Raw genomic sequence first — 18666 nt, 5'->3', positions numbered from 1 at the left:
CGCTTTCCGATTTCCGTCCGGAATGGCAGCGGCCGGACGCGTCACATGCCAGGCTGAGGCCAGGCAGCGGACCTGAGGGTGTCGGCCGGCCACGGCCGGCACGGTCGGGGAGGGAGCAGGGAATGCGCCCGTCGTACCACCACGCGCACCGCACGGTGCGCGTCGCTCTTCGGAATGGACCGATCCCGGCCGGTGCGGGGCGGTTCGCGACGCCGCCTGCCATCGTTGTCGAGGCTGCTGGAGGGTGTCCGGCCCCGATCCGCCGGACGCCCGCCGAAGGGCGTCTCCGACCAGAGGGCGGCCCCGGCGTCCGAAGACGCCGGGGCCGTTCCTCCCCTGTGCTGACCCGGAGCCCCGAGCTCTCAAGGTCAGTCCCCGCGGGCCCCTGTCCCCGAGCGGCCCGCCTCCCGCTGAAGATCTCCCCAGGCCGATCGGCGTCAATCCTTGACGGGTGTCACTCGAACGTGGGGTCTTGGGTGGCGGAACCCCGTTTTCGAATAAGAGTTCGATAGCCTGGCGGGGCGCGACCACACGGTGATCGAGGACCAGAAGGGGGTGCCAGGACTATGGTGCGGCGCATCGATGTGACCGGAACCGACGGCGTACGCCTCGCGGCATGGGAGTTTGCCGACCCGCCCAAGGGGCGCGCGGAAGCGGACGGCGCTCCCGGGGTCTTACTGCTGCACGGGCTGATGGGCCGGGCCTCGCACTGGGCCCCGACCGCCCGCTGGCTCGCCGAGCGGCACCGCGCGGTCGGCCTCGACCAGCGGGGCCACGGCCGCAGCGACAAGCCCGCCGACGGCCCGTACACCCGCGACGCCTACGTCTCCGACGCCGAGGCCGCGATCGAACAGCTCGGGCTCGGCCCCGTCACCGTCGTCGGCCACGCCATGGGAGCGCTCACCGGCTGGCAGCTCGCCGCCAAGCGCCCCGACCTCGTCCACGCCCTGGTCGTCTGCGACATGCGGGCCTCCGCCCTCGGAGCCGCCTCCCAGCGCGAGTGGAGCGACTGGTTCGACTCCTGGCCGCTGCCCTTCGCCACCCTCGCCGACGTACGGAAGTGGTTCGGCGAGGACGACCCCTGGGTGGAGCGGCCGAACCCCTCGCGCGGCGAGTTCTACGCCGAGGTGATGGCCGAGACCGAGGACGGCTGGCGCCCCGTCTTCTCCCGCCGCCAGATGCTCCGTACCCGCGCCACCTGGGTCTTCGACGCCCACTGGGAGGAGCTGGCCCAGGTCCAGTGCCCCGCGCTGGTGCTGCGCGGCCTCGACGGGGAGCTGGGCCGCGCCGAGGCCCAGGAGATGGTCCGCGTCCTGCCGCGCGGGCAGTACGCGGAAGTGGCGGACGCGGGCCACCTCGTCCACTACGACCAGCCGGAGGGCTGGCGGGCCGCGGTCGAACCCTTCCTGGAGCAGCTGGCCGAGGACAACCGCGACGACCGCGAACCCGTCTCGCCGTAGGGCCCGTCGTCGAACCGGCCCTCGGCACTCGCCCCGCCCCGGCCCGAGGACGGCGGCTCAGCCCTTGCTGACCGCCGCCAGGATCTCCGGCAGCCGCGCCGCCGTGCGCGGCGCGGCGACCTTCAGCCCCGCCCACCCGATGAACGCCCCGTACACCAGCCCGCCCGGCACCATGAACCACAGCGCGTCGTGGTGGTCCGAGAGGTGCATCCAGACCGTCGCCGCGATCACCGGCGACGCCAGCAGCGCGGCGGCCAGCATGCCGCCAAGGATCGAGATCCAGGCCAGACCGCCCTGCCCCGGCACCACGTTCTTGAACGCGCCCTCCTGCGGAATCGAGTACGGGAACAGCGCCGAGGCCACCGCACCCGTCGCCACCATCGAGCTCAGCAGCGCGAAGGACAGGCCCAACGCCCCCGGCAGCGACCGCCAGTCGCCGATCATCGCCGCCGTCACCACGCACACGACCAGCGTGAACGGCAGCGTCAGCAGCAGCAGGACCAGCGCCCGCGCCCGCAGTTCGACATACGCGTCCCGCGGCGAGGAGATCGTCAGCGCCACCATCCAGAAGGCCGAGGTGTCCTGGCCGAACTGGTTGTACATCTGCATGCCGAGCATTCCGGCGGCGAAGCACGCGAAGTAGACCGAGCCGGTGCCCTGGACGGCGTTGAGCAGCGGCACGATCGCCCCGACCGCCAGCGCCGTCACCCAGGCCGCCTTGGTCTTCGGGTCCCGTGCCACGTACCGCAGACTGCGCTGCATCACCGTCGCCGTGCGGCCCTCCGGCAGCAGCCCCGACAGACCGCCCCGCCCGGACGCCTTCTCACGGCTCGGCTCCGCCGCCGCCAGCGTCGAACCGTCCGGCGCGGTCATCAGCTTCACCAGGCTCCGCTGCCACATCCACATCAGCGCCACCAGGGCGGCGACCGTGATCAGGAGCTGGGCGACGGCGATCCCGTACGCACCGTCCGACGCCGCGTCCACCGACGCCACCGCCGAAGCCCCGGGCAGCCAGCGCACCACGTCCGCCACCGGGTCCAGCGTGGAGAGCCCGCCCGCCCGGCCGAGCCGCTGCGCGCCGAAGTTGACGAACTGGATGCCCACCGCGATCACCAGCCCGCTGAGCACCGCGAGATCACGGCCCTTGCGGGAGTTCAGCAGCCGTACGTTGGCCGTGGCCACCGCCCGGGACAGCGCCACGCACAGCAGCATCGTCAGCGGGACCGCGAGCACCGCGAACACCGCACCCGCCGCCCCGTGCGCCAGCGCCAGGACCGAGCCGACCACCAGGCACAGGGTGAACAGCGGGCCGATGCCGATCATCGAGGACACCAGCAGCGCCCGGACCAGCGGCTCGGGCCGCAGCGGCAGCATCACCAGCCGGGTCGGATCGAGGGTGTCGTCACCGCTCGGGAAGAACAGCGGCAGCACCGCCCAGCCGAGCGCCACCACCCCCGTGATCAGCACCACGACCGTGCCCGCGTGCTCGTTGCCGCGCAGCAGCACCAGACCGAGCACCTGGCCGGCGGCGAGCAGCAGGCTGACGACGAGCGAGGCGATGAACGCCGCCTTGCGCCCGGAGGACTGCCGCAGTCCGTTCCGCAGCATCGTCAGCTTGAGCCGTACGAAGATCGGGGTCAGGCCCGTCGTCGGCGCGGCCGGGGCGGCCGCGGTGACCGGGGCGTCCAGCACGCTCATCGGGCGCCGCCCAGCCAGTCGAGGGAGTCGCCGTTGTCCCGGCCGCCCGCGCCGACCAGTTCGAGGAAGGCGTTCTGGAGCGAGGGGGCGTCGCCGCGCACCTCGGCCAGCGTGCCCTGCGCCTTGATCCGGCCCGCCGCCATCACCGCGACCCAGTCGCACAGCGACTCGACCAGCTCCATCACATGGCTGGAGAAGACCACGGTCGCCCCGGACCGGGTGTAGCGCTCCAGCACACCGCGGATCGTCTGCGCCGAGACCGGGTCGACGCCCTCGAACGGCTCGTCCAGGAACAGCACTTCGGGGTTGTGGAGCAGGGCCGCCGCGAGCCCGATCTTCTTCCGCATACCGGTCGAGTAGTCCACGACCAGCTTGTGCTGCGCGCCCGCGAGATCCAGCACGTCCAGCAGCTGGGTGGCCCGCTTGTCCACCTCGTCGCCCGGCAGTCCGCGCAACCGGCCGTTGTACGCGAGCAGTTCACGCCCTGAGAGCCGCTCGAAGAGCCGCAGCCCTTCCGGCAGCACCCCGATCCGGGACTTCACCTCGACCGGGTCCGTCCACACGTCGTGGCCCGCCACCTCGATCTTGCCCAGGTCGGGCCGCAGCAGCCCGGTGACCATCGAGAGCGTCGTCGTCTTGCCCGCCCCGTTGGGCCCCACCAGGCCGATGAACTTGCCCGCGGGCAGCTCCAGATCGATCCCCGCGACGGCGACCTGTTCCCCGAACCGCTTCCACAGCCCCTGCACACGGACGGCGGGCGGTGCCTCGTGGGCACCGCCCGTCGCCGTGTCTGTCTCCGTACGCGCATCTGCCCGGTCCGGCATGGCACAGCCTTTCGATATCCCCACGTGGTGGGGACCACCCTACGAAAGGCGGCCAGGACCCCCTAAGAAACGCGGGCGCGGGCGTCGGCCGCCTCACGGGCGCAGGCGTACGCCAGCGGGCTGATCAGCTCGTCCACATCGGGCAGCCAGCGGTTGGCGTGGGTGGGCTTGCGGGCCCACTGCACGGCCCCCCGCGCGCCGACCCGGGTGGGCGGAGCGGCGATGTAGTGGCCCTCGCCCCGGCCCGTCAGATCGATCGCCTCGGCGTTCCAGCCGAGCGTGCGCACCAGCTCGGCGGCCTTGGCGGCGGCCCCCGGCAGCACGAAGAACAGCATCCGGCGGTCCGGCGTGCGGGTCACCGGGCCCAGGGTCAGGTCCATCCGCTCCATCCGGGCCAGCGCCAGGAAGCCCGCGGACTCCGGCACCTCCAACGCGTCGAAGGTCCGGCCGGTGGGCAGCAGCACCGAGGCGCCGGGCCGCCTGGTCCACATGCGCCGGGCCGCGGCCCCGCTGCCGGTCGCCTGGCCCGCCCAGTCCGGCCGGTCCGCATGGGCCCCGGGCAGGGCGCAGCCGGCGTCGCCGCACGAGCACCGCTCCCCGCCGCCCACCGCCTCCAGCCAGGTGCCGGGGAACACGTCCCAGTGGCGCTCTTCCGCGTACCGCACCGCGGCGTCGAGCAGCGGCTCGCCCCGCTGCTGAGGGACCTGTGCGGCTTCCGTGACTCCGATGGGCTCTTCCACGTTCAGCACAACTCCCGCCGTCACCAGGGGTTACGGCCTCCCCTGAACCGGGGCGGGCGCATCGATCCTGCACGCGGGGCGCATCGGTGCATGGGCGGGGGCGCGCGTGAGGCGTCGCACCGAAGGACGGGTAACCACCTCCAGGACCGCCGCCCGGGACCGCGCTCGGACCCCCGCGACGGCGCAACGCGCCATGTCCGTACCGAATGCCGATGGAATATGCGCATTTCTTGTGTATGTGCCGGGCAGTGATCCCTTCCACCGATCACTGCACATAACCGATGTTTCAGGGGGACATATGGCTGCAAGGCCTCTCGTAGCCCGCCAGCCCAACGAACGGCTCCAGACGCTCATCCAGGAAGCCGCCTGTTCCAACGCGGGTCTCGCCCGCCGCGTGAACATGGTCGGGGCCGAGCGCGGTCTCGATCTGCGCTACGACAAGACCTCCGTGGCCCGTTGGCTGCGCGGACAGCAGCCCCGGGGCCGGGCCCCGGGGATCATCGCCGAGGCGCTGGGCCGCAAGCTCGGCCGTACGGTCACGATCGACGAGATCGGCATGGCCAACGGCAAGAACCTGGCCTCCGGCGTCGGCCTCCAGTACGCGCCGACCGTCGCCGGGGCCGTCGAGCAGGTCTGCGAGCTGTGGCGCAGCGACGTGGGCCGCCGCGATCTGCTCACCGGCTCGGCGGTCGCCGCGTCCGCGCTGGTCGAGCCCAGCCGGGACTGGCTGATCTCGGGCCCGGACGCGCAGGTCGAGCGGACGGCGGGGGCCCGGGTCGGGATGTCCGACGTCGAGGCGGTGCGGGCGATGACCGCCGCGCTGACCGACCTCGACCACCGCTTCGGCAGCGGCCATGTGCGGCCGGTGCTCGTGCACTACCTCAACAGCGTGGTCTCCGGGCTGCTTTCGGGCGCGTACCGCGAACAGGTGGGGCGCCAGCTGTTCGGCGCGGTGGCCCGGCTCACCGAGCTGGCCGGCTACATGGCGGTCGACACCGGCCAGCCCGGCCTCGCCCAGCGCTACTACATCCAGGCGCTGCGGCTCGCCCAGGCGGCGGGCGACCGGGCGTACGGCGGCTATGTGCTCGCCGCCTCGATGAGCCATCTCGCCGCCCAGCTCGGCAACCCCCGCGAGATCGCCCAACTGGCCCGCGCCGCACAGGAAGGCGCCCGGGGCCAGGTCACCCCCCGCGCCCAGGCGATGTTCTACGCGGCGGAGGCCCGCGGCCACGCGCTGCTCGGGGACGCCCGGACCTGCAACGCGGTGGCGGGGCGGGCGATCGCCGCGCTGGAGCAGGCGGGCCCGGACTCCGGCGACGACCCGGTCTGGATCGCGCACTTCGACGCGGGCTACCTCGCGGACGAACTGGCCCACTGCCACCGGGACCTGGGGCAGCCGGAGCCGGCGGCCCGGCGGGCCAAGGAGGCGCTGGCCGCGCTGCCGGAGACCCGGGCCAGGCGCCGGGGCATCGCGCTGGTGCTGCTGGCCTCGGCCCAGGTGCAGCAGCGCGAGGTGGAGCGGGCGTGCCACACCGGGACCCGGGCGATGGAGCTGCTGTCGACGGTGCGCTCCAGCCGGGGCGCCGAATATCTCGACGACCTCCAGCAGCGGCTCACGCCCTACGGCGAGGAGCCCGCGGTGCGGGAGTTCGGCGAGCGCCTGGAGCTCCAGGCGGCCTGAGGACACGCGGTCCGGGTGCGGTCCGGGCCGCGTTCTCGGCGGTCCGACCGTTAACAGCGTCGCGCGGCAGCGGGATGTTACCCGCCCTGTGAAGGGGTCGTGAGGGGCGCCACGCGCTTGGCGGAGGCGGGCGACCACCCGATAGCGTGAGCCGACGATTCCGTAGGTTCACACGTAGGAGTCCCGGTGACGCAGAGCGGACAGGGCGGACAGGGCGGCGAGCAACAGCTCCCCGCCGCACGACCCGCGCACGAGGGTGTCGTGCTGCCTGCCGACGGCGGCGCCCCCTGGACCCCGGGTGCGCCCGCGGCCGGGCAGGGCGGGCAGCAGGGCGAGCAGGGCGCGCCCGCGGGCGGTCAGCCGTGGGGCCAGCAGTGGGGGCCGCAGTCCGCCGGGCCGCCGCAGCCGGACCAGCAGGCGCAGGGGCACTACGGCTACCCGCCGGCGCAGCCCCTGCCGCCCGCGCAGCAGTCGCCGGGCGCTCCGGAGGCGTACCAGCAGCCCGGGACGTACCAGCAGCCTCAGCAGCAGCCCGGCGGCTACCTGCCGCAGCCGCAGCAGTCCCAGCAGCTCGGCGCGTATCAGCCGCAGCCGTACGCGCAGCACGAGCAGCAGCACCAGCAGTCCCAGCTGCCGCAGCAGGCCCCGCAGCAGCACCAGCCGCAGCCGTACGCGCAGCCGCTGCCGCCGGAGGCCGGTCCGGGCGGTCAGGGTGTTCCCGGCGGTGACGCCGACGCGACGCAGTACATCGCGCCCGTCCCGGGCGGCCCCGGCCCCGTGGCCCCCCAGCCGGGCGGCGGGGACGCCGACGCGACCCAGTACATACCCCCGGTGCCCGGAGGAGCCCCGTACGGGATCAGGCCGGGCGCGCCGGGCGACCGGCAGCCGCCCGCGGAGTTCGACAACCTGTTCCGTTCGGAGGAACCTGCGGGCGCCACGCAGCAGATGCCTCAGTTCGACGCGGGGCAGCGGCCCCCGCAGCCGTACCAGCAGCAGCCCTCGTCGCCGTACCAGCAGCAGGGCTACCAGCCCCAGCAGCAGCCCCAGGGCGGCCAGTTGCCGCCGCAGGCCCCCGGGGGCCACCAGTCCGGCCTCCAGGGCCTCCAGGGCCGCGCGGAGCAGGACGGGCCGCCGCCGCAGCAGGACGAGGCTCCGCGCCGACGGGGCGCGCACGTGCCGCTGATCGCCGCGGTCGTCGTGGGCTGCGCCGTCATCGGGCTCGGCGCGGGCGCGCTGATGAGCGGCGGCGACGATTCCGGCCAGGACGACAAGCAGCCGGTCGCCGCGCAGAGTTCACCGGCCGAGACCGAGCCCACCGCCAAGGCGGCGCCCGATCCGGCGAAGCCGCAGGCCGAGGCGTTGGACAAGCTGCTGGCCGACAGCAACAACAGCCGGGCCGCGGTGATCAGCGCGGTCGAGAAGATCAAGTCCTGCAAGGACCTGGACCAGGCCAACACCGACCTCAAGGGCGCCGCCCAGCAGCGCCGTGACCTGGTGACCCGGCTCGAAGGCCTGACCGTCGACAAGCTCCCGCAGAACGCGGAGCTGACCGCCTCGCTGAACCGGGCGTGGAAGGCCTCGGCGGCCGCCGACGAGCACTACGCGACCTGGGCCCGGCAGGCCAAGAAGAACAAGTCCGTCTGCAAGGGCGGCCAGGCCCGGTCGACGAACGAGACGGCCAAGGCCAACCAGCAGAGCGGGGTGGCCACCCAGGCCAAGCGCGAGGCGTCCAAGCTGTGGAACGCCATCGCGGTGAAGTACGGCCTCACCAAGCACACCTACGTGGAGCTCTGAGCCACGGGCCCTGACGGCGTCCCGAGGCCTACGACAGGCCCTAGCTGCGCGGGGCGTCCGTCAGGGCGTCGGCGACGTCCACGAAGCCCTTCTTCTGGGCGGTGAGACGGCCCTCGCGGACCACCTGGAACGTCACCTTCGTGTTGACGATGCGCGGGTAGCTCAACGTGCCGACCAGGTCCTTGAAGCGCCAGCGGAGCGTCGGGGTCAGGCCGCCGGTGTCGACCTCGACGCCCCGGTTGAGAGCGGCCACGATCCGCCCCGAGGTGACGTCCTCGTCGCCGAGCGCCCGGACGGCCGCCCGCAGGGCCGTGTACGCGATCCACGTCGTCTGCACGGCCGTGTCGTCCGGGTCGATGCGGTTGTCGCCGAAGGCGTACTTCCCGACCACCTCGCGCATCTCCGTCCAGCGCGCGTTCCGCGCGTCCGGGTACCAGCCGGTGACGTAGGCGCCCTCGAAGGGGCTGTTCCGGCCGCCCGTGCGGTCGATGAGCGGCTGGCTGACGCTGCCCAGCACCGAGGAGACCCTGACCCGCTCGCCGTCCGGCTCCAGCCGGCGGAAGGAGTCGAAGAACGTCTCCGTACGCGCGCCGAGCACCGCGGTCACACAGCTGCCCTCGGACCGCTCCAGGGCCTTCGTGGCCTGGTCGTCGTAGGACGTGGCGTCCTCGGGGGCCACGATGTCGGTGGAGGCGGGCCGGTCGGCGGCCATCAGCCCGTTGTTCAGGAGCGGCGGCATGCCGTCGCCGCCGATCGAGTCGGGCCGCACCAGCGAGACCCGCTCGCAGCTGCCGCCCAACTGCCGCCCGTGACCGGCCAGCAGGGCCGGCTGGCCGCCGTTGACGGGGTAGGAGAGATAGCTGCTGAACTCCTCGGTGGAGGCCCCGTAACCGCCGATGTACGGCACGCCGCCCGCCTCCAGCGCGGGCATGAAGCTCTGCCCGTGGCGGCTGTACGAACCGACGACGGCGGCCACCTTCTTCTCGACAGCCTCCCGCGCGCACCGCTCGGCGCCGATCGCGGTGTCGCCCTCGTCGCAGACGATCACCCGCAGCTCGCGTCCGTCGATGCCGCCGGTGTCGTTGACCCAGCGGGCGTAGGTCTGGGCCATCGCGGGCACCCCGGACATCTTCACCGCGTTGATGTCGTCCGACCGGTCGGGCGCCCATGTCATCACGGTGACGGGCTCCCTGGATCCCCCCGAGACTCCAGGGAGCACACCGCAGCCGGACAGCAGCACCGCCCCCGCCGCCGCCGCGCTGATGACGCCCGGGAAGGGGCGGGGAAAGGTGGGGCGTCGCCGTCCGGTCATGGAACAGGACCCTTCCGGGCCCCGGGTAACGGCGCGGTGTGCTGTTCTCAACGCACGGTGACGTCCAGGTGAATTACGGGGGCCCGTGCGGGGGCGGTGTGAAGGAACGTACGATCGAGCACCGTGCAGCAAGGTTCGGAGAACTCTTCCCGTCGCGGCCGTCGCTCCTCCACCATGGGCGGCATGCCGCTCACTGACATGCCGTGGTGGCGTTGGCGCACCAACGTGCGCTCGGCGCTGCACATGCTCTCCGACCCCGTCTTCCACCACGAGTGCTGGCTCGCCGGCCGGGAAGGGTACGGGGACGTCACCGACGCCGTGTACCGCCTGGTCGAGGACACCTGGCTCGACAACTGGTCCGCCGAGAAGTACGTCGGCACCATATTCAGGGACTCCGCCGAGGCCGCCGCCGTGGACGCCGCCGCCCTGCGGGTGCTGCGGATCATGCACCAGGTCGGCGCGGACGCCCCCGTCTCCGCCTACCTGGAGCACCACGGCTGGCCCGAGGCCGTCCAAGCGGCGCGCGAGGCCCATGTGATGCTCGCCACCAACGACGCGGAGGATCCGGACATACCGCCGCGCTCGCTGGACGTCATCCGCATCATGACCAGAGCGGCCTGACGCCGGGCGGGTGTGGCACCCTACGAGGATGACCGCGCCGCAGCCCGCCCCCGCCGCCACCTCGGACGCCGCCGCGACCGAGCAGTACGTCCTCACGCTCTCCTGCCCCGACAAACAGGGCATCGTGCACGCCGTGTCGAGCTATCTCTTCATGACCGGCTGCAACATCGAGGACAGCCAGCAGTTCGGGGACCACGACACGGGCCTGTTCTTCATGCGCGTCCACTTCTCGGCGGACGCCACCGTCACCGTGGACAAGCTGCGCGCCAGCTTCGCCGCGATCGGGGAGGCCTTCCGGATGGAGTGGCAGATCCACCGGTCCGCGGAGCGCATGCGGATCGTGCTCATGGTCAGCAAGTTCGGCCACTGCCTCAACGACCTGCTGTTCCGCTCCCGTACCGGCGCGCTGCCGGTCGAGATCGCGGCCGTCGTCTCCAACCACACGGACTTCGCCGAGCTCACCGCCTCGTACGGCATCCCCTTCCGGCACCTCCCGGTGACGAAGGACAACAAGCCGGAGGCCGAGGCGCAGCTGCTGGAGCTGGTCCGCGAGGAGGACGTCGAGCTGGTCGTCCTGGCCCGCTACATGCAGGTCCTCTCCGACGATCTGTGCAAGCAGCTGAGCGGCCGGATCATCAACATCCACCACTCCTTCCTGCCGAGCTTCAAGGGCGCCAAGCCCTACCACCAGGCGCACGCGCGCGGCGTGAAGCTGATCGGCGCGACCGCGCACTACGTCACCGCCGACCTCGACGAGGGCCCGATCATCGAGCAGGAGGTCGAGCGCGTCGGTCACGACGTCACGCCGGACCAGCTGGTCGCCATCGGCCGGGACGTGGAGTGCCAGGCGCTGGCGCGCGCGGTGAAGTGGCACGCGGAGCGGCGGATCCTGCTCAACGGCCGCCGTACGGTGATCTTCGCCTAGGGTCTGCTGCCCTTCAGCGCCGGCTGCCCTCTAGAGCCGGCTGAGCGAGGCCGTCGCGAAGAGCACGTCGCGGATGGCCTCGCGGTCGCCCTCCTGGCCCGCGGCCGCTTCCACCGGCGAGATGCGGCCCGCGACGAGCCGGCACAGCTCGACCCCGTCCAGGGCCACCTGCGCCACCGCGCGCTCGGGAGAGCCGACGGCGGCCGGTGAGTCCAGCGCGATGTACCAGTCGCCTCCGCCGTGGCCCTCGATCTCCAGATGGAGCGAGCGGCCCGGCGCCCCGGCCGTGACGAGGTCCTTCGCCGGTCCGGCCAGCCCGGCGCGGCGGCGCCCCGCGAGGGCGGCCGGAAGCATCCGGGCCGCCAGGTCGATCATCCGGTGCAGATGGGCCGCCGACGGGTCCTGGTACGGGTAGTCGACGGCGTCGGCGATGTCCCCGCCGTGCACCCAGCACTCGAAGGCCCGCTCCAGCAGGGCGTCCTGGAGCGGCAGGGCGAAGGTCCCGTAGGAGACGGAGGCCTCGGCGACGTTCCGCCCGGCGAAGGACGCCGTACGGATCAGCTCGTGGCTCTGCGCCCGCCAGGGCTCGCGGACGGCCCGGGTGGGCGGCGGGCCCTCCGCCGACCAGTAGGTCTCGGTGCGCTCGGTCGGGTCCAGCGGCACCTCGCCGCCGCCGAGCGGGTCGTCGAGGCCGAGCGCGGCGGACAGCAGCCCGTCGACCGCCAGCAGATGGCCGATCACCCCGGCGACCGTGGTCCTGCGGCTGACCGCGCGCTCCTCCTCGAACCACTGCAGGCGCACCGGCGCATGCCATTCGGAGTCTCCGATGTCACGGAGCAGCGCGTCGAGCCGGGCGGTCTCGGCGTCGTACGGGGCGGCCCACTCCGGCACCGGGATCCGGGCCGGGCGGCGGCCCAGGCAGCCGTCGATCACCCGGGTGCGCAGGGTCGGATCGAGGTCCAGGGAGCCGTCGGTGTGCAGCAGGCCCACCGCGTCCCGCAGCCGCAGCGCCTCGTCCGCGCACGGGGCGCACTCGGTCAGGTGGTCCTCCACGGCGGCGGTCTCCTCCGCCGAGCACGCGGACAGCGCCCAGGCGCCGAGCAGGGCCTTGAGGACCCGGTGCGGCAGGACCGGGGCGGCGGAGCTCATGAACGGCTCCGGGGCGTGGGCCTCCGGGGCGCGGGCTTCCGGCTCGCGCTCAAGCCCGCTCTCCGGCTCAAGCCCCGGCTCGGGCTTCGGCTCCGGCTCAAGCGCGGCGGCCTCGGCCTCAGGGTGCCCCCGGTCCGGATCAGCGGGCTTCGATCCGTCGCCCGGCACGGCCTGTTCCCCCGCCCCGGCCTGCTCCGGCACCGTCTCGTCGGGGCCGTTCCCGCCGGGCGGCGGCAGGGGAGGCAGCGGCACCGACTCCAGGTCGAGGTCGTCCGCCGCCCCGCGCGGGCCCGGTATCCGGCGAGCACCGCGCACCTCCTCCTCGCCGCCCTCGCTCGCGCGTCCGTCGCCGCTCACAGGGCCCGCCCGTAACCGGGTGGCGAGGACCCTTCGAGCGGGCGGGCGTTCGCGGTGGAGAGCAGCTGGAGCCCCAGCCGGAGCCGACGGCGCGCCTCGTCCTCGGTGACCCCGAGATCGGCCGCGGTCTGCCGGTAGTCCCGGCGCTGGATGTACGCCAGCTCCAGGGCCTGCCGCAGCGGTGCGGGCATCGAGGAGACGATGTAGTCGGCCCGGGCGGCGGCCGTGGCGCTGCGCACCCGCCGCTCCAGCTCCTCCGGGTCGGGCACCGCGCCCTCGCCGTGCTCCGCCTCGTAACGGGAGGTCGCCGCGCGGCGCAGCCGCTGGACGGACTGGCGGTGGGTGAGACGGGCCACCCAGGAGCGCATCGAGCCCTGCTTCGGGTCGTACGCCTCGGGGTTCTCCCAGACCTGGGCGAAGACCTCGCGGGTCACCAGGTCGGCGGCGTCCTCGTCGTCGAGCATCCGGTGCGCCTGGCTGTGGACGAGAGCCGCGAACCGGTCGTAGAGCTCGCCGAGCGCGGCCGCCTCGCCGCGGGCCAGCCTCTGCTGCATCCTGCGGTCCCAGCGGGGTGCCGTGTCCTTCGCCATGAACCCCCCAGCCCCCGGCCTGTCTGCCCAGCTCCGTGATCCACCCTGTGCCCGTGAGGACCGAATGTAGTCCGCCCGGTGTGCGACGCACGCGCCTTTGCGTCAACTCTCTTCCCGCGACGCGTGGCCGACGACGGTAGTCGATTTTCGGCCCGGATGGATCCCCGGCCGCTCTGATCAGCGGAAACGGGCCGAAGTGCGCCTTTCCACCGGAAACCTCCTGTGCCTGGATGGGCGCGTCGGTGTTTCATGGAGGTGCGGTTGGGCAGCCGCGAGGAGGAACGGAAACTTCCGGATTGCCGGGAGCCCCGGAACGAGAGGTCCAGTCGCGTGACGCTGAAGGTGGACGAGGCGGAGCAGGGCTCCTGGACCGTGCTGCGCATGAGCGGCGAACTCGATCTGGTGACATCACCCGTCGTGCGCCAGTCCGTCCACGAGGCGGTGGCGGAGGGGCAGCACGATGTGGTGCTCGATCTGTCCGAGGTGTTCTTCTGCGACTCCAGCGGCGTCGGAGTGCTGATCGCCTCGCGCCGGCTGATGAAGTCCTGCGGCGGCCGGCTGCGGCTGATCCTCCCGGCCCGGGGCGCGGAGGACGGTTCGCACGTCAACAAGGTGCTCGGCGCCCTCGGGGTGCGCCGGCTCTTCGACGTCTACCCGGACGCGCTGTCCGCCACCGACGAGGAGTGCAGGCCGCTCAGCGCCTGAAGCGGCGGGCTCCGATGCCAGGTTGTCACAGAGGAGGAGCTGCGCGGTGACACGTGAGCGCTCCGGGCGTCGTACGCTCCCCGCATGGACAGCGCAGAGTACGAGCGAAAGATCGCGCACCGCTTCGCCGCCTTCGACCAGGACGGCAACGGCTACATCGATCGTGCCGATTTCAACGCCGCAGCCGCCCGTCTGCTCACCGAGTTCGGTACGACGGCCCGCTGCGACAAGGGGCAGGCGCTCTACACCGGGGCCGAGGCCTTCTGGCAGGGCATGGCGGGGATCGCCGATGTGGACGGGGACCAGCGGGTCACCCGTGAGGAGTTCGCGGGTGGGGCGGTGAAGCGGCTCCGGGACAATCCCGAGCGGTTCGCCGAGATCGCCCGGCCGTTCCTGCGGGCGGTCATCGCGGTCGCGGACGGCGGGAACGACGGCAGAGCGTCGGTGGCCGAGGTGGAGCGGGCGCTCCGGGTCCTCGGGGCGAGCACCGAGATCGCGGGCATCGCCGCCCAGAGCCTGGACACGGACCGGGACGGGCGGGTCGCGGAGAGCGATGTGGTGGCGGCGTTCGCCGTGTACTTCACCGTGATCGAGCCGGACGCGTAGGAATCCTAGGAATCCAGGGTGTTGCCGGGGTGGCGTCACGGGGGCCGTCGCGCCGCCCCCGTAGCGCCGCCCCCGTGAACGTCGGCCTCACCCGCCGAACCGTTCTCGCAGCTTGTACTTGAGCACCTTGCGCAGCGTCTCGTTGCGGGGCAGCCCGTCCAGCACCTCCAGCTGCTCCGGCAGCTTGTGCGTGGACAGGCCCGCTTCCCGCAGGTGGGCGGAGAGCGCGGCCAGGGTCAGCGGCGGGGCTCCCGGCGGCTGTTCGACCACCGCGCAGACGCGTTCGCCGCGTTCCGGGTCGGGCAGGCCGATCACCGCCGCATCGGCGACGGCCGGGTGGGTGTGGAGCAGGTCCTCGATCTCCTTGGCGGAGATGTTCTCGCCCTTGCGGATGATGATGTCCTTGAGCCGCCCGGTGAGCGTGAGGTGCCCGCTCTCCCGGAGCCGGCCGAGGTCACCGGTGATCAGGAACCCCTCGGCGTCGAAGGCCGCGGCGGAGGCCCCGGTGTCCAGGTAGCCCCGGCAGACCGCCTCCCCGCGCAGCCGTACCTCGCCCTCCACGCCGTACGGGAGCGGCTTGCCCTGCTCGTCGGTGATCCGGATCTCCATGCCCTCCGGCGGCCGGCCCTCGGTCAGGGCCAGGTTCTCCGTCGTGTCGTCCGGGGCGCCCATGGTGATCATCGGGACCTCGGTCATGCCGTAGCCGTGGGTGAGCTGGACGCCCATCTCGCGGACCACCGCGTGGTAGACCTCCGGCGGCTTCGGCGCCCCGCCGCCTGCGAGGAGGCGGAGGGAGGGGATGAGCGGCCGGTCCGGGGCCTTGCGCTGCTCGGCCAGGAACATCGCGTAGAACGCCGTCGACCCGCCCGCCACGGTCACCCCGTGGCGCCGGTACTCCGCCAGCGCGTCCGGCAGCGCGAACTGCTCGAACAACACCGCCGGGAACCCGTACAGCAGCAGCATCACCGTGTAATCGGGCCCGGCGACATGGGCGTACGGGAACGCCATCGAGCCCACGTCGTCCGCCGAGAGCTTCAGCGCGTGGGCCAGGCAGGAGCCGCCCGCGATCAGCGAACGGTCGGTGTGCAGGACGCCCTTGGGGTCGGAGGTGGTGCCCGAGGTCCAGTAGATCCAGCGGACCTCCTCGCCGCCGGCCGGTTCCGGCGGGGGCGGCAGCACGGCCGGATCGCCGTCGGGGAGGGCGTCGTACGCCTCGAAGACCCGTGGTGGGTCGGTGAGTTCGCCCGCGATCCGCTCGGCCATCGCCGTGTGGTCGAAGCCGCGCCACACGCCCGGCACGGCGAAGAACGCGGCCCCCGACTCGCGCAGCGCGAACCGCACCTCGCGGTCCCGGTAGAACGGGATGACCGGCGTCTGTACGGCGCCGAGCCGGGTCAGGGCGAAGGAGAGCAGGGCCGTCTCCAGCCGGGTCGGCAGCTGCCAGGCCACCACGCTGCCCGCCCGTACGCCCATCCCGTACAGCCCGGCGGCGACCCGCTCGGCGCGGTCCCGCAGCTCGCCGAAGGTCAGGCTCCGGTCCTCCTGGAGCAGGACCGGGCGGTCCGGGGTGAGGGCGGCGCGGCGTTCGATCAGCTCCCAGAAGGTGCGGGAGGCGCCCAGGGCGTGGGCGGTCGCGGTCACGTCGTTCACGGCGGTCACAGCGGTCCCTCCGAACTGACGGGCAGTCAGATAATGCGGAGAGCGTAGGGCTCCGCGCCTTGTCGGTCCAGGGGTGCGGGGCTAGCCTGAGTCCCGCACGCACATCTGACGGGTCATCAGAAAATGCCCGCACCCGGGACCGCGCCGGGCGCGCCGGAGGGGACGACACCATGACGGATACGGAACTGCCTCGGATCGTCAGCGTCGACGACCATGTGATCGAGCCCGCGCACCTCTTCTCCACCTGGCTGCCCGCGAAATACCGCGAGCGCGGCCCGCAGCCGCTCACCGCGGGCATCGGGGAGCTGGCGTACACGGGCGGGAAGTACGTCATCACGATGGACCCGGACGGGCCGCCCACCGACTGGTGGATCTACGAGGACCTGAAGTTCCCGTACAAGCGGAACATCGCCGCCGTCGGCTTCGACCGCGACGACATGACCCTGGAGGGCATCACCCGGGCCGAGATGCGCCCCGGCTGCTGGGACCCGGCCGAACGCCTCAAGGACATGGACCTCAACCACGTCGAGGCCTCCCTCTGCTTCCCGACCTTCCCGCGCTTCTGCGGGCAGACCTTCGCCGAGGCGCACGACAAGGAGGTCGCCCTCGCCTGTGTGCGCGCCTACAACGACTGGATGGTCGAGGAGTGGTGCGGCGACAGCGGAGGACGCCTCATCCCGCTCTGCATCATCCCGCTCTGGGACATCGACCTCGCGGTCGCCGAGATCAGGCGGAACGCGGCCCGGGGCGTCCGCGCGGTCACCTTCTCCGAGATCCCCACCTACCTGGGCCTGCCGTCCATCCACACCGGCTACTGGGACCCGTTCTTCGCCGTCTGCCAGGAGACCGGCACGGTCGTCAACATGCACATCGGCTCCAGCTCCCAGATGCCCGCCGCGTCCCCGGACGCACCCCCCGCCGTGCAGGCCTCGCTCTCCTTCAACAACGCGATGGCCTCGATGATGGACTTCCTCTTCAGCGGGGTGCTGGTGAAGTTCCCGACGCTGAAACTGGCGTACAGCGAGGGCCAGATGGGGTGGATCCCGTACGCCCTGGAGCGCGCCGACGACGTCTGGGAGGAGCACCGGGCCTGGGGCGGGGTGCGCGATCTGATCCCCGAGCCGCCGTCCACGTACTACTACCGCCAGATGTTCTGCTGCTTCTTCCGCGACAAGCACGGCATCTCCGCGCTGGACGTCGTCGGCCGCGACAACGCCACCTTCGAGACCGACTACCCGCACGTGGACTCGACCTTCCCGCACACCAAGGAGGTCGCCCTCGACCACGTCAAGGGACTGGACGAGGAGACCGTCCACAAACTGATGCGCGGAAACGCGATCCGCATGCTCGGCCTGGACCTGGACAAGTAGGCGGCGGACCCGTGGATCTCGCGTACACGGAGGCCGAGGAGGAGTTCCGGCGGCGGCTGCGGGAGTGGCTGGCCGCCGTGCTCCCCGGCCTGCCCCCGAAGCCCTCGCCGGACGACTGGCCCGCGCGCCGGGCGTACGACACCACCTGGCAGCGGATGCTGTACGACGCCGGGTACGCGGGCCTGCACTGGCCGGCCGACGCGGGCGGACAGGGCGCCACCCCCACCCAGCACCTGATCTACCTGGAGGAGACGGAGAGGGCCGGGGCGCCCTACGTCGGCGCGAACTTCGTCGGGCTGCTGCACGCCGGGCCGACGATCGCCGCCGAGGGCACGGCCGGGCAGCGGGCCCGCTGGCTGCCGCCGGTGCTGCGCGGCGACGAGATCTGGTGCCAGGGGTTCAGCGAACCGGACGCGGGCTCCGACCTGGCCGCACTGCGGACGCGGGCGGTGCGCGACGGGGACGACTACGTGGTCAGCGGGCAGAAGATCTGGACCTCGCACGCGGAGGTGGCCGACTGGTGCGAACTGCTGGTGCGGACGGACCCGGACGCGCCCAAGCACCGGGGGATCAGCTGGCTGGCGATGCCGATGGACGCGCCCGGCATCACCGTCCGGCCGCTGCGCACGCTCGCCGGGTCCACGGAGTTCGCCGAGGTCTTCCTCGACGAGGTCCGGGTGCCGGTACGCAACCGGGTCGGGGCCGAGAACGACGGCTGGAGGGTCACCATGGTCACCCTCTCCTACGAACGCGGCACCGCCTTCGTCGGCGAGGTCGTCGCCTGCCGCCGCACCCTGGACGCGCTCGCCGACGCGGCCCGGCACAACGGCACCTGGGACGACGCGGTGCTGCGCCGGCGGCTGGGCCGCCTGAACGCCGAGTTCCGGGCCCTGTGGCGGCTCACCCAGTGGAACGTGGCGGAGTCGGAGCGTACGGGCGGCGTCCCCGGCATCGGCGGCTCGGTCTTCAAGCTGCGCTACTCCGGGGCCCGTCAGGAGCTGTACGAGGCGGCGGCGGAGGTGCTCGGCGGCGGCGACGCGTTCGACCTGGACCGGGAATGGGTGCTGGACCGCCTCTCCTCGCTCTCCTACACGATCGCCGCGGGCACCTCCCAGATCCAGCGGAACATCGTCGCCGAGCGCATCCTCGGCCTGCCGAAGGGGCGCTGAGGCCAC

Annotated in this window: 16 protein-coding genes; 9 read left to right on the top strand and 7 right to left on the bottom strand. The window is 72.8% G+C overall.

The genetic code is table 11. From position 1 onward, the window contains the following. The first annotated feature begins 566 nt into the window (after positions 1-566). Positions 567-1460, top strand: a complete 894-nt coding sequence (locus tag G3I54_RS18500) for an alpha/beta hydrolase (RefSeq protein ID WP_164615966.1) — start codon at positions 567-569, stop codon at positions 1458-1460. A 57-nt stretch (positions 1461-1517) separates the two neighbouring features. Here G3I54_RS18500 and G3I54_RS18495 read toward each other — a convergent pair whose 3' ends face one another. The 3 genes from G3I54_RS18495 to G3I54_RS18485 form a co-directional block, all read right to left on the bottom strand. After that, entirely contained in the window at positions 1518-3158 is a 1641-nt protein-coding gene (locus G3I54_RS18495) for a transporter (protein ID WP_164615965.1), read from the bottom strand. After that, positions 3155-3982 carry an ABC transporter ATP-binding protein gene (locus G3I54_RS18490; protein WP_164615964.1) on the bottom strand — a complete coding sequence of 276 codons (828 nt, stop codon included), beginning with the start codon at positions 3980-3982 and terminating at the stop codon, positions 3155-3157. Before G3I54_RS18490 ends, G3I54_RS18495 begins: the two co-directional genes overlap by 4 nt. Positions 3983-4044: 62 nt before the next feature. After that, entirely contained in the window at positions 4045-4731 is a 687-nt protein-coding gene (locus G3I54_RS18485; protein ID WP_164615963.1) for a bifunctional DNA primase/polymerase, read from the bottom strand. 289 nt (positions 4732-5020) lie between these two features. Here G3I54_RS18485 and G3I54_RS18480 point away from each other — a divergent pair, with 289 nt between their 5' ends. Next, positions 5021-6403, top strand: coding sequence for a transcriptional regulator (locus tag G3I54_RS18480; protein WP_164615962.1), 1383 nt, complete (start codon positions 5021-5023; stop codon positions 6401-6403). A 186-nt stretch (positions 6404-6589) separates the two neighbouring features. Beyond that, entirely contained in the window at positions 6590-8197 is a 1608-nt protein-coding gene (locus tag G3I54_RS18475) for a hypothetical protein (protein WP_343240362.1), read from the top strand. 40 nt (positions 8198-8237) lie between these two features. On the opposite strand, the gene G3I54_RS18470 is transcribed toward G3I54_RS18475, so the two are convergent. Next, entirely contained in the window at positions 8238-9509 is a 1272-nt protein-coding gene (locus G3I54_RS18470) for an ABC transporter substrate-binding protein (RefSeq protein WP_164615961.1), read from the bottom strand. A 174-nt stretch (positions 9510-9683) separates the two neighbouring features. Between G3I54_RS18470 and G3I54_RS18465 the strand changes: the two genes are divergently transcribed. Both G3I54_RS18465 and purU read left to right on the top strand, forming a co-directional pair. Beyond that, on the top strand, positions 9684-10130 hold the full coding sequence (locus tag G3I54_RS18465; RefSeq protein ID WP_010061054.1) for a hypothetical protein: 447 nt from the start codon (positions 9684-9686) through the stop codon (positions 10128-10130). A 28-nt stretch (positions 10131-10158) separates the two neighbouring features. Further along, positions 10159-11055: a formyltetrahydrofolate deformylase gene (gene purU / locus G3I54_RS18460; RefSeq protein WP_164615960.1), complete on the top strand. Its 897-nt coding sequence runs from the start codon at positions 10159-10161 to the stop codon at positions 11053-11055. 30 nt (positions 11056-11085) lie between these two features. On the opposite strand, the gene G3I54_RS18455 is transcribed toward purU, so the two are convergent. Together G3I54_RS18455 and G3I54_RS18450 are read right to left on the bottom strand one after the other, a co-directional pair. Then, entirely contained in the window at positions 11086-12561 is a 1476-nt protein-coding gene (locus G3I54_RS18455) for a zf-HC2 domain-containing protein (protein ID WP_164615959.1), read from the bottom strand. Continuing rightward, positions 12558-13151 (bottom strand): sigma-70 family RNA polymerase sigma factor, encoded by a 594-nt coding sequence (locus G3I54_RS18450; RefSeq protein ID WP_164615958.1) that lies wholly within the window; start codon positions 13149-13151, stop codon positions 12558-12560. Before G3I54_RS18450 ends, G3I54_RS18455 begins: the two co-directional genes overlap by 4 nt. 330 nt (positions 13152-13481) lie before the next feature. On the opposite strand from G3I54_RS18450, the gene G3I54_RS18445 reads away from it, so the two are divergent. Continuing rightward, on the top strand, positions 13482-13856 hold the full coding sequence (locus G3I54_RS18445) for an STAS domain-containing protein (protein ID WP_030083270.1): 375 nt from the start codon (positions 13482-13484) through the stop codon (positions 13854-13856). A gap of 84 nt (positions 13857-13940) precedes the next feature. Next, the gene (locus tag G3I54_RS18440) at positions 13941-14462 is read left to right on the top strand and encodes an EF-hand domain-containing protein (RefSeq protein WP_164615957.1); all 522 of its coding nucleotides are present in this window, start codon (positions 13941-13943) and stop codon (positions 14460-14462) included. A gap of 87 nt (positions 14463-14549) precedes the next feature. Here the strand turns inward: G3I54_RS18440 and G3I54_RS18435 are convergent, their stop codons facing one another. Then, entirely contained in the window at positions 14550-16121 is a 1572-nt protein-coding gene (locus G3I54_RS18435) for an AMP-binding protein (RefSeq protein WP_164615956.1), read from the bottom strand. Positions 16122-16291: 170 nt separating this feature from the next. Here G3I54_RS18435 and G3I54_RS18430 point away from each other — a divergent pair, with 170 nt between their 5' ends. Together G3I54_RS18430 and G3I54_RS18425 are read left to right on the top strand one after the other, a co-directional pair. After that, positions 16292-17491 carry an amidohydrolase family protein gene (locus G3I54_RS18430; RefSeq protein ID WP_164615955.1) on the top strand — a complete coding sequence of 400 codons (1200 nt, stop codon included), beginning with the start codon at positions 16292-16294 and terminating at the stop codon, positions 17489-17491. A gap of 11 nt (positions 17492-17502) precedes the next feature. After that, a complete protein-coding gene (locus G3I54_RS18425; protein WP_164615954.1) occupies positions 17503-18660 on the top strand; it encodes an acyl-CoA dehydrogenase family protein in 1158 nt (385 codons plus the stop codon). Positions 18661-18666: the final 6 nt, after the last annotated feature.

This window comes from Streptomyces sp. SID14515 (assembly GCF_010548505.1).
Taxonomy (GTDB): Bacteria; Actinomycetota; Actinomycetes; order Streptomycetales; family Streptomycetaceae; genus Streptomyces; species Streptomyces caviscabies.
This window is presented reverse-complemented; position numbering and strand designations above follow the sequence as displayed.

Excerpts from the sequence above, each read along its gene's own strand:
- G3I54_RS18465 (WP_010061054.1), top strand. The coding sequence starts at position 9,684 with ATGGGCGGCATGCCGCTCACTGACATGCCGTGGTGGCGTTGGCGCACC.
- purU (WP_164615960.1), top strand. The coding sequence starts at position 10,159 with ATGACCGCGCCGCAGCCCGCCCCCGCCGCCACCTCGGACGCCGCCGCG.
- G3I54_RS18490 (WP_164615964.1), bottom strand. The coding sequence starts at position 3,982 with ATGCCGGACCGGGCAGATGCGCGTACGGAGACAGACACGGCGACGGGC.
- G3I54_RS18495 (WP_164615965.1), bottom strand. The coding sequence starts at position 3,158 with ATGAGCGTGCTGGACGCCCCGGTCACCGCGGCCGCCCCGGCCGCGCCG.
- G3I54_RS18500 (WP_164615966.1), top strand. The coding sequence starts at position 567 with ATGGTGCGGCGCATCGATGTGACCGGAACCGACGGCGTACGCCTCGCG.
- G3I54_RS18430 (WP_164615955.1), top strand. The coding sequence starts at position 16,292 with ATGACGGATACGGAACTGCCTCGGATCGTCAGCGTCGACGACCATGTG.
- G3I54_RS18470 (WP_164615961.1), bottom strand. The coding sequence starts at position 9,509 with ATGACCGGACGGCGACGCCCCACCTTTCCCCGCCCCTTCCCGGGCGTC.
- G3I54_RS18450 (WP_164615958.1), bottom strand. The coding sequence starts at position 13,151 with ATGGCGAAGGACACGGCACCCCGCTGGGACCGCAGGATGCAGCAGAGG.
- G3I54_RS18480 (WP_164615962.1), top strand. The coding sequence starts at position 5,021 with ATGGCTGCAAGGCCTCTCGTAGCCCGCCAGCCCAACGAACGGCTCCAG.
- G3I54_RS18440 (WP_164615957.1), top strand. The coding sequence starts at position 13,941 with ATGGACAGCGCAGAGTACGAGCGAAAGATCGCGCACCGCTTCGCCGCC.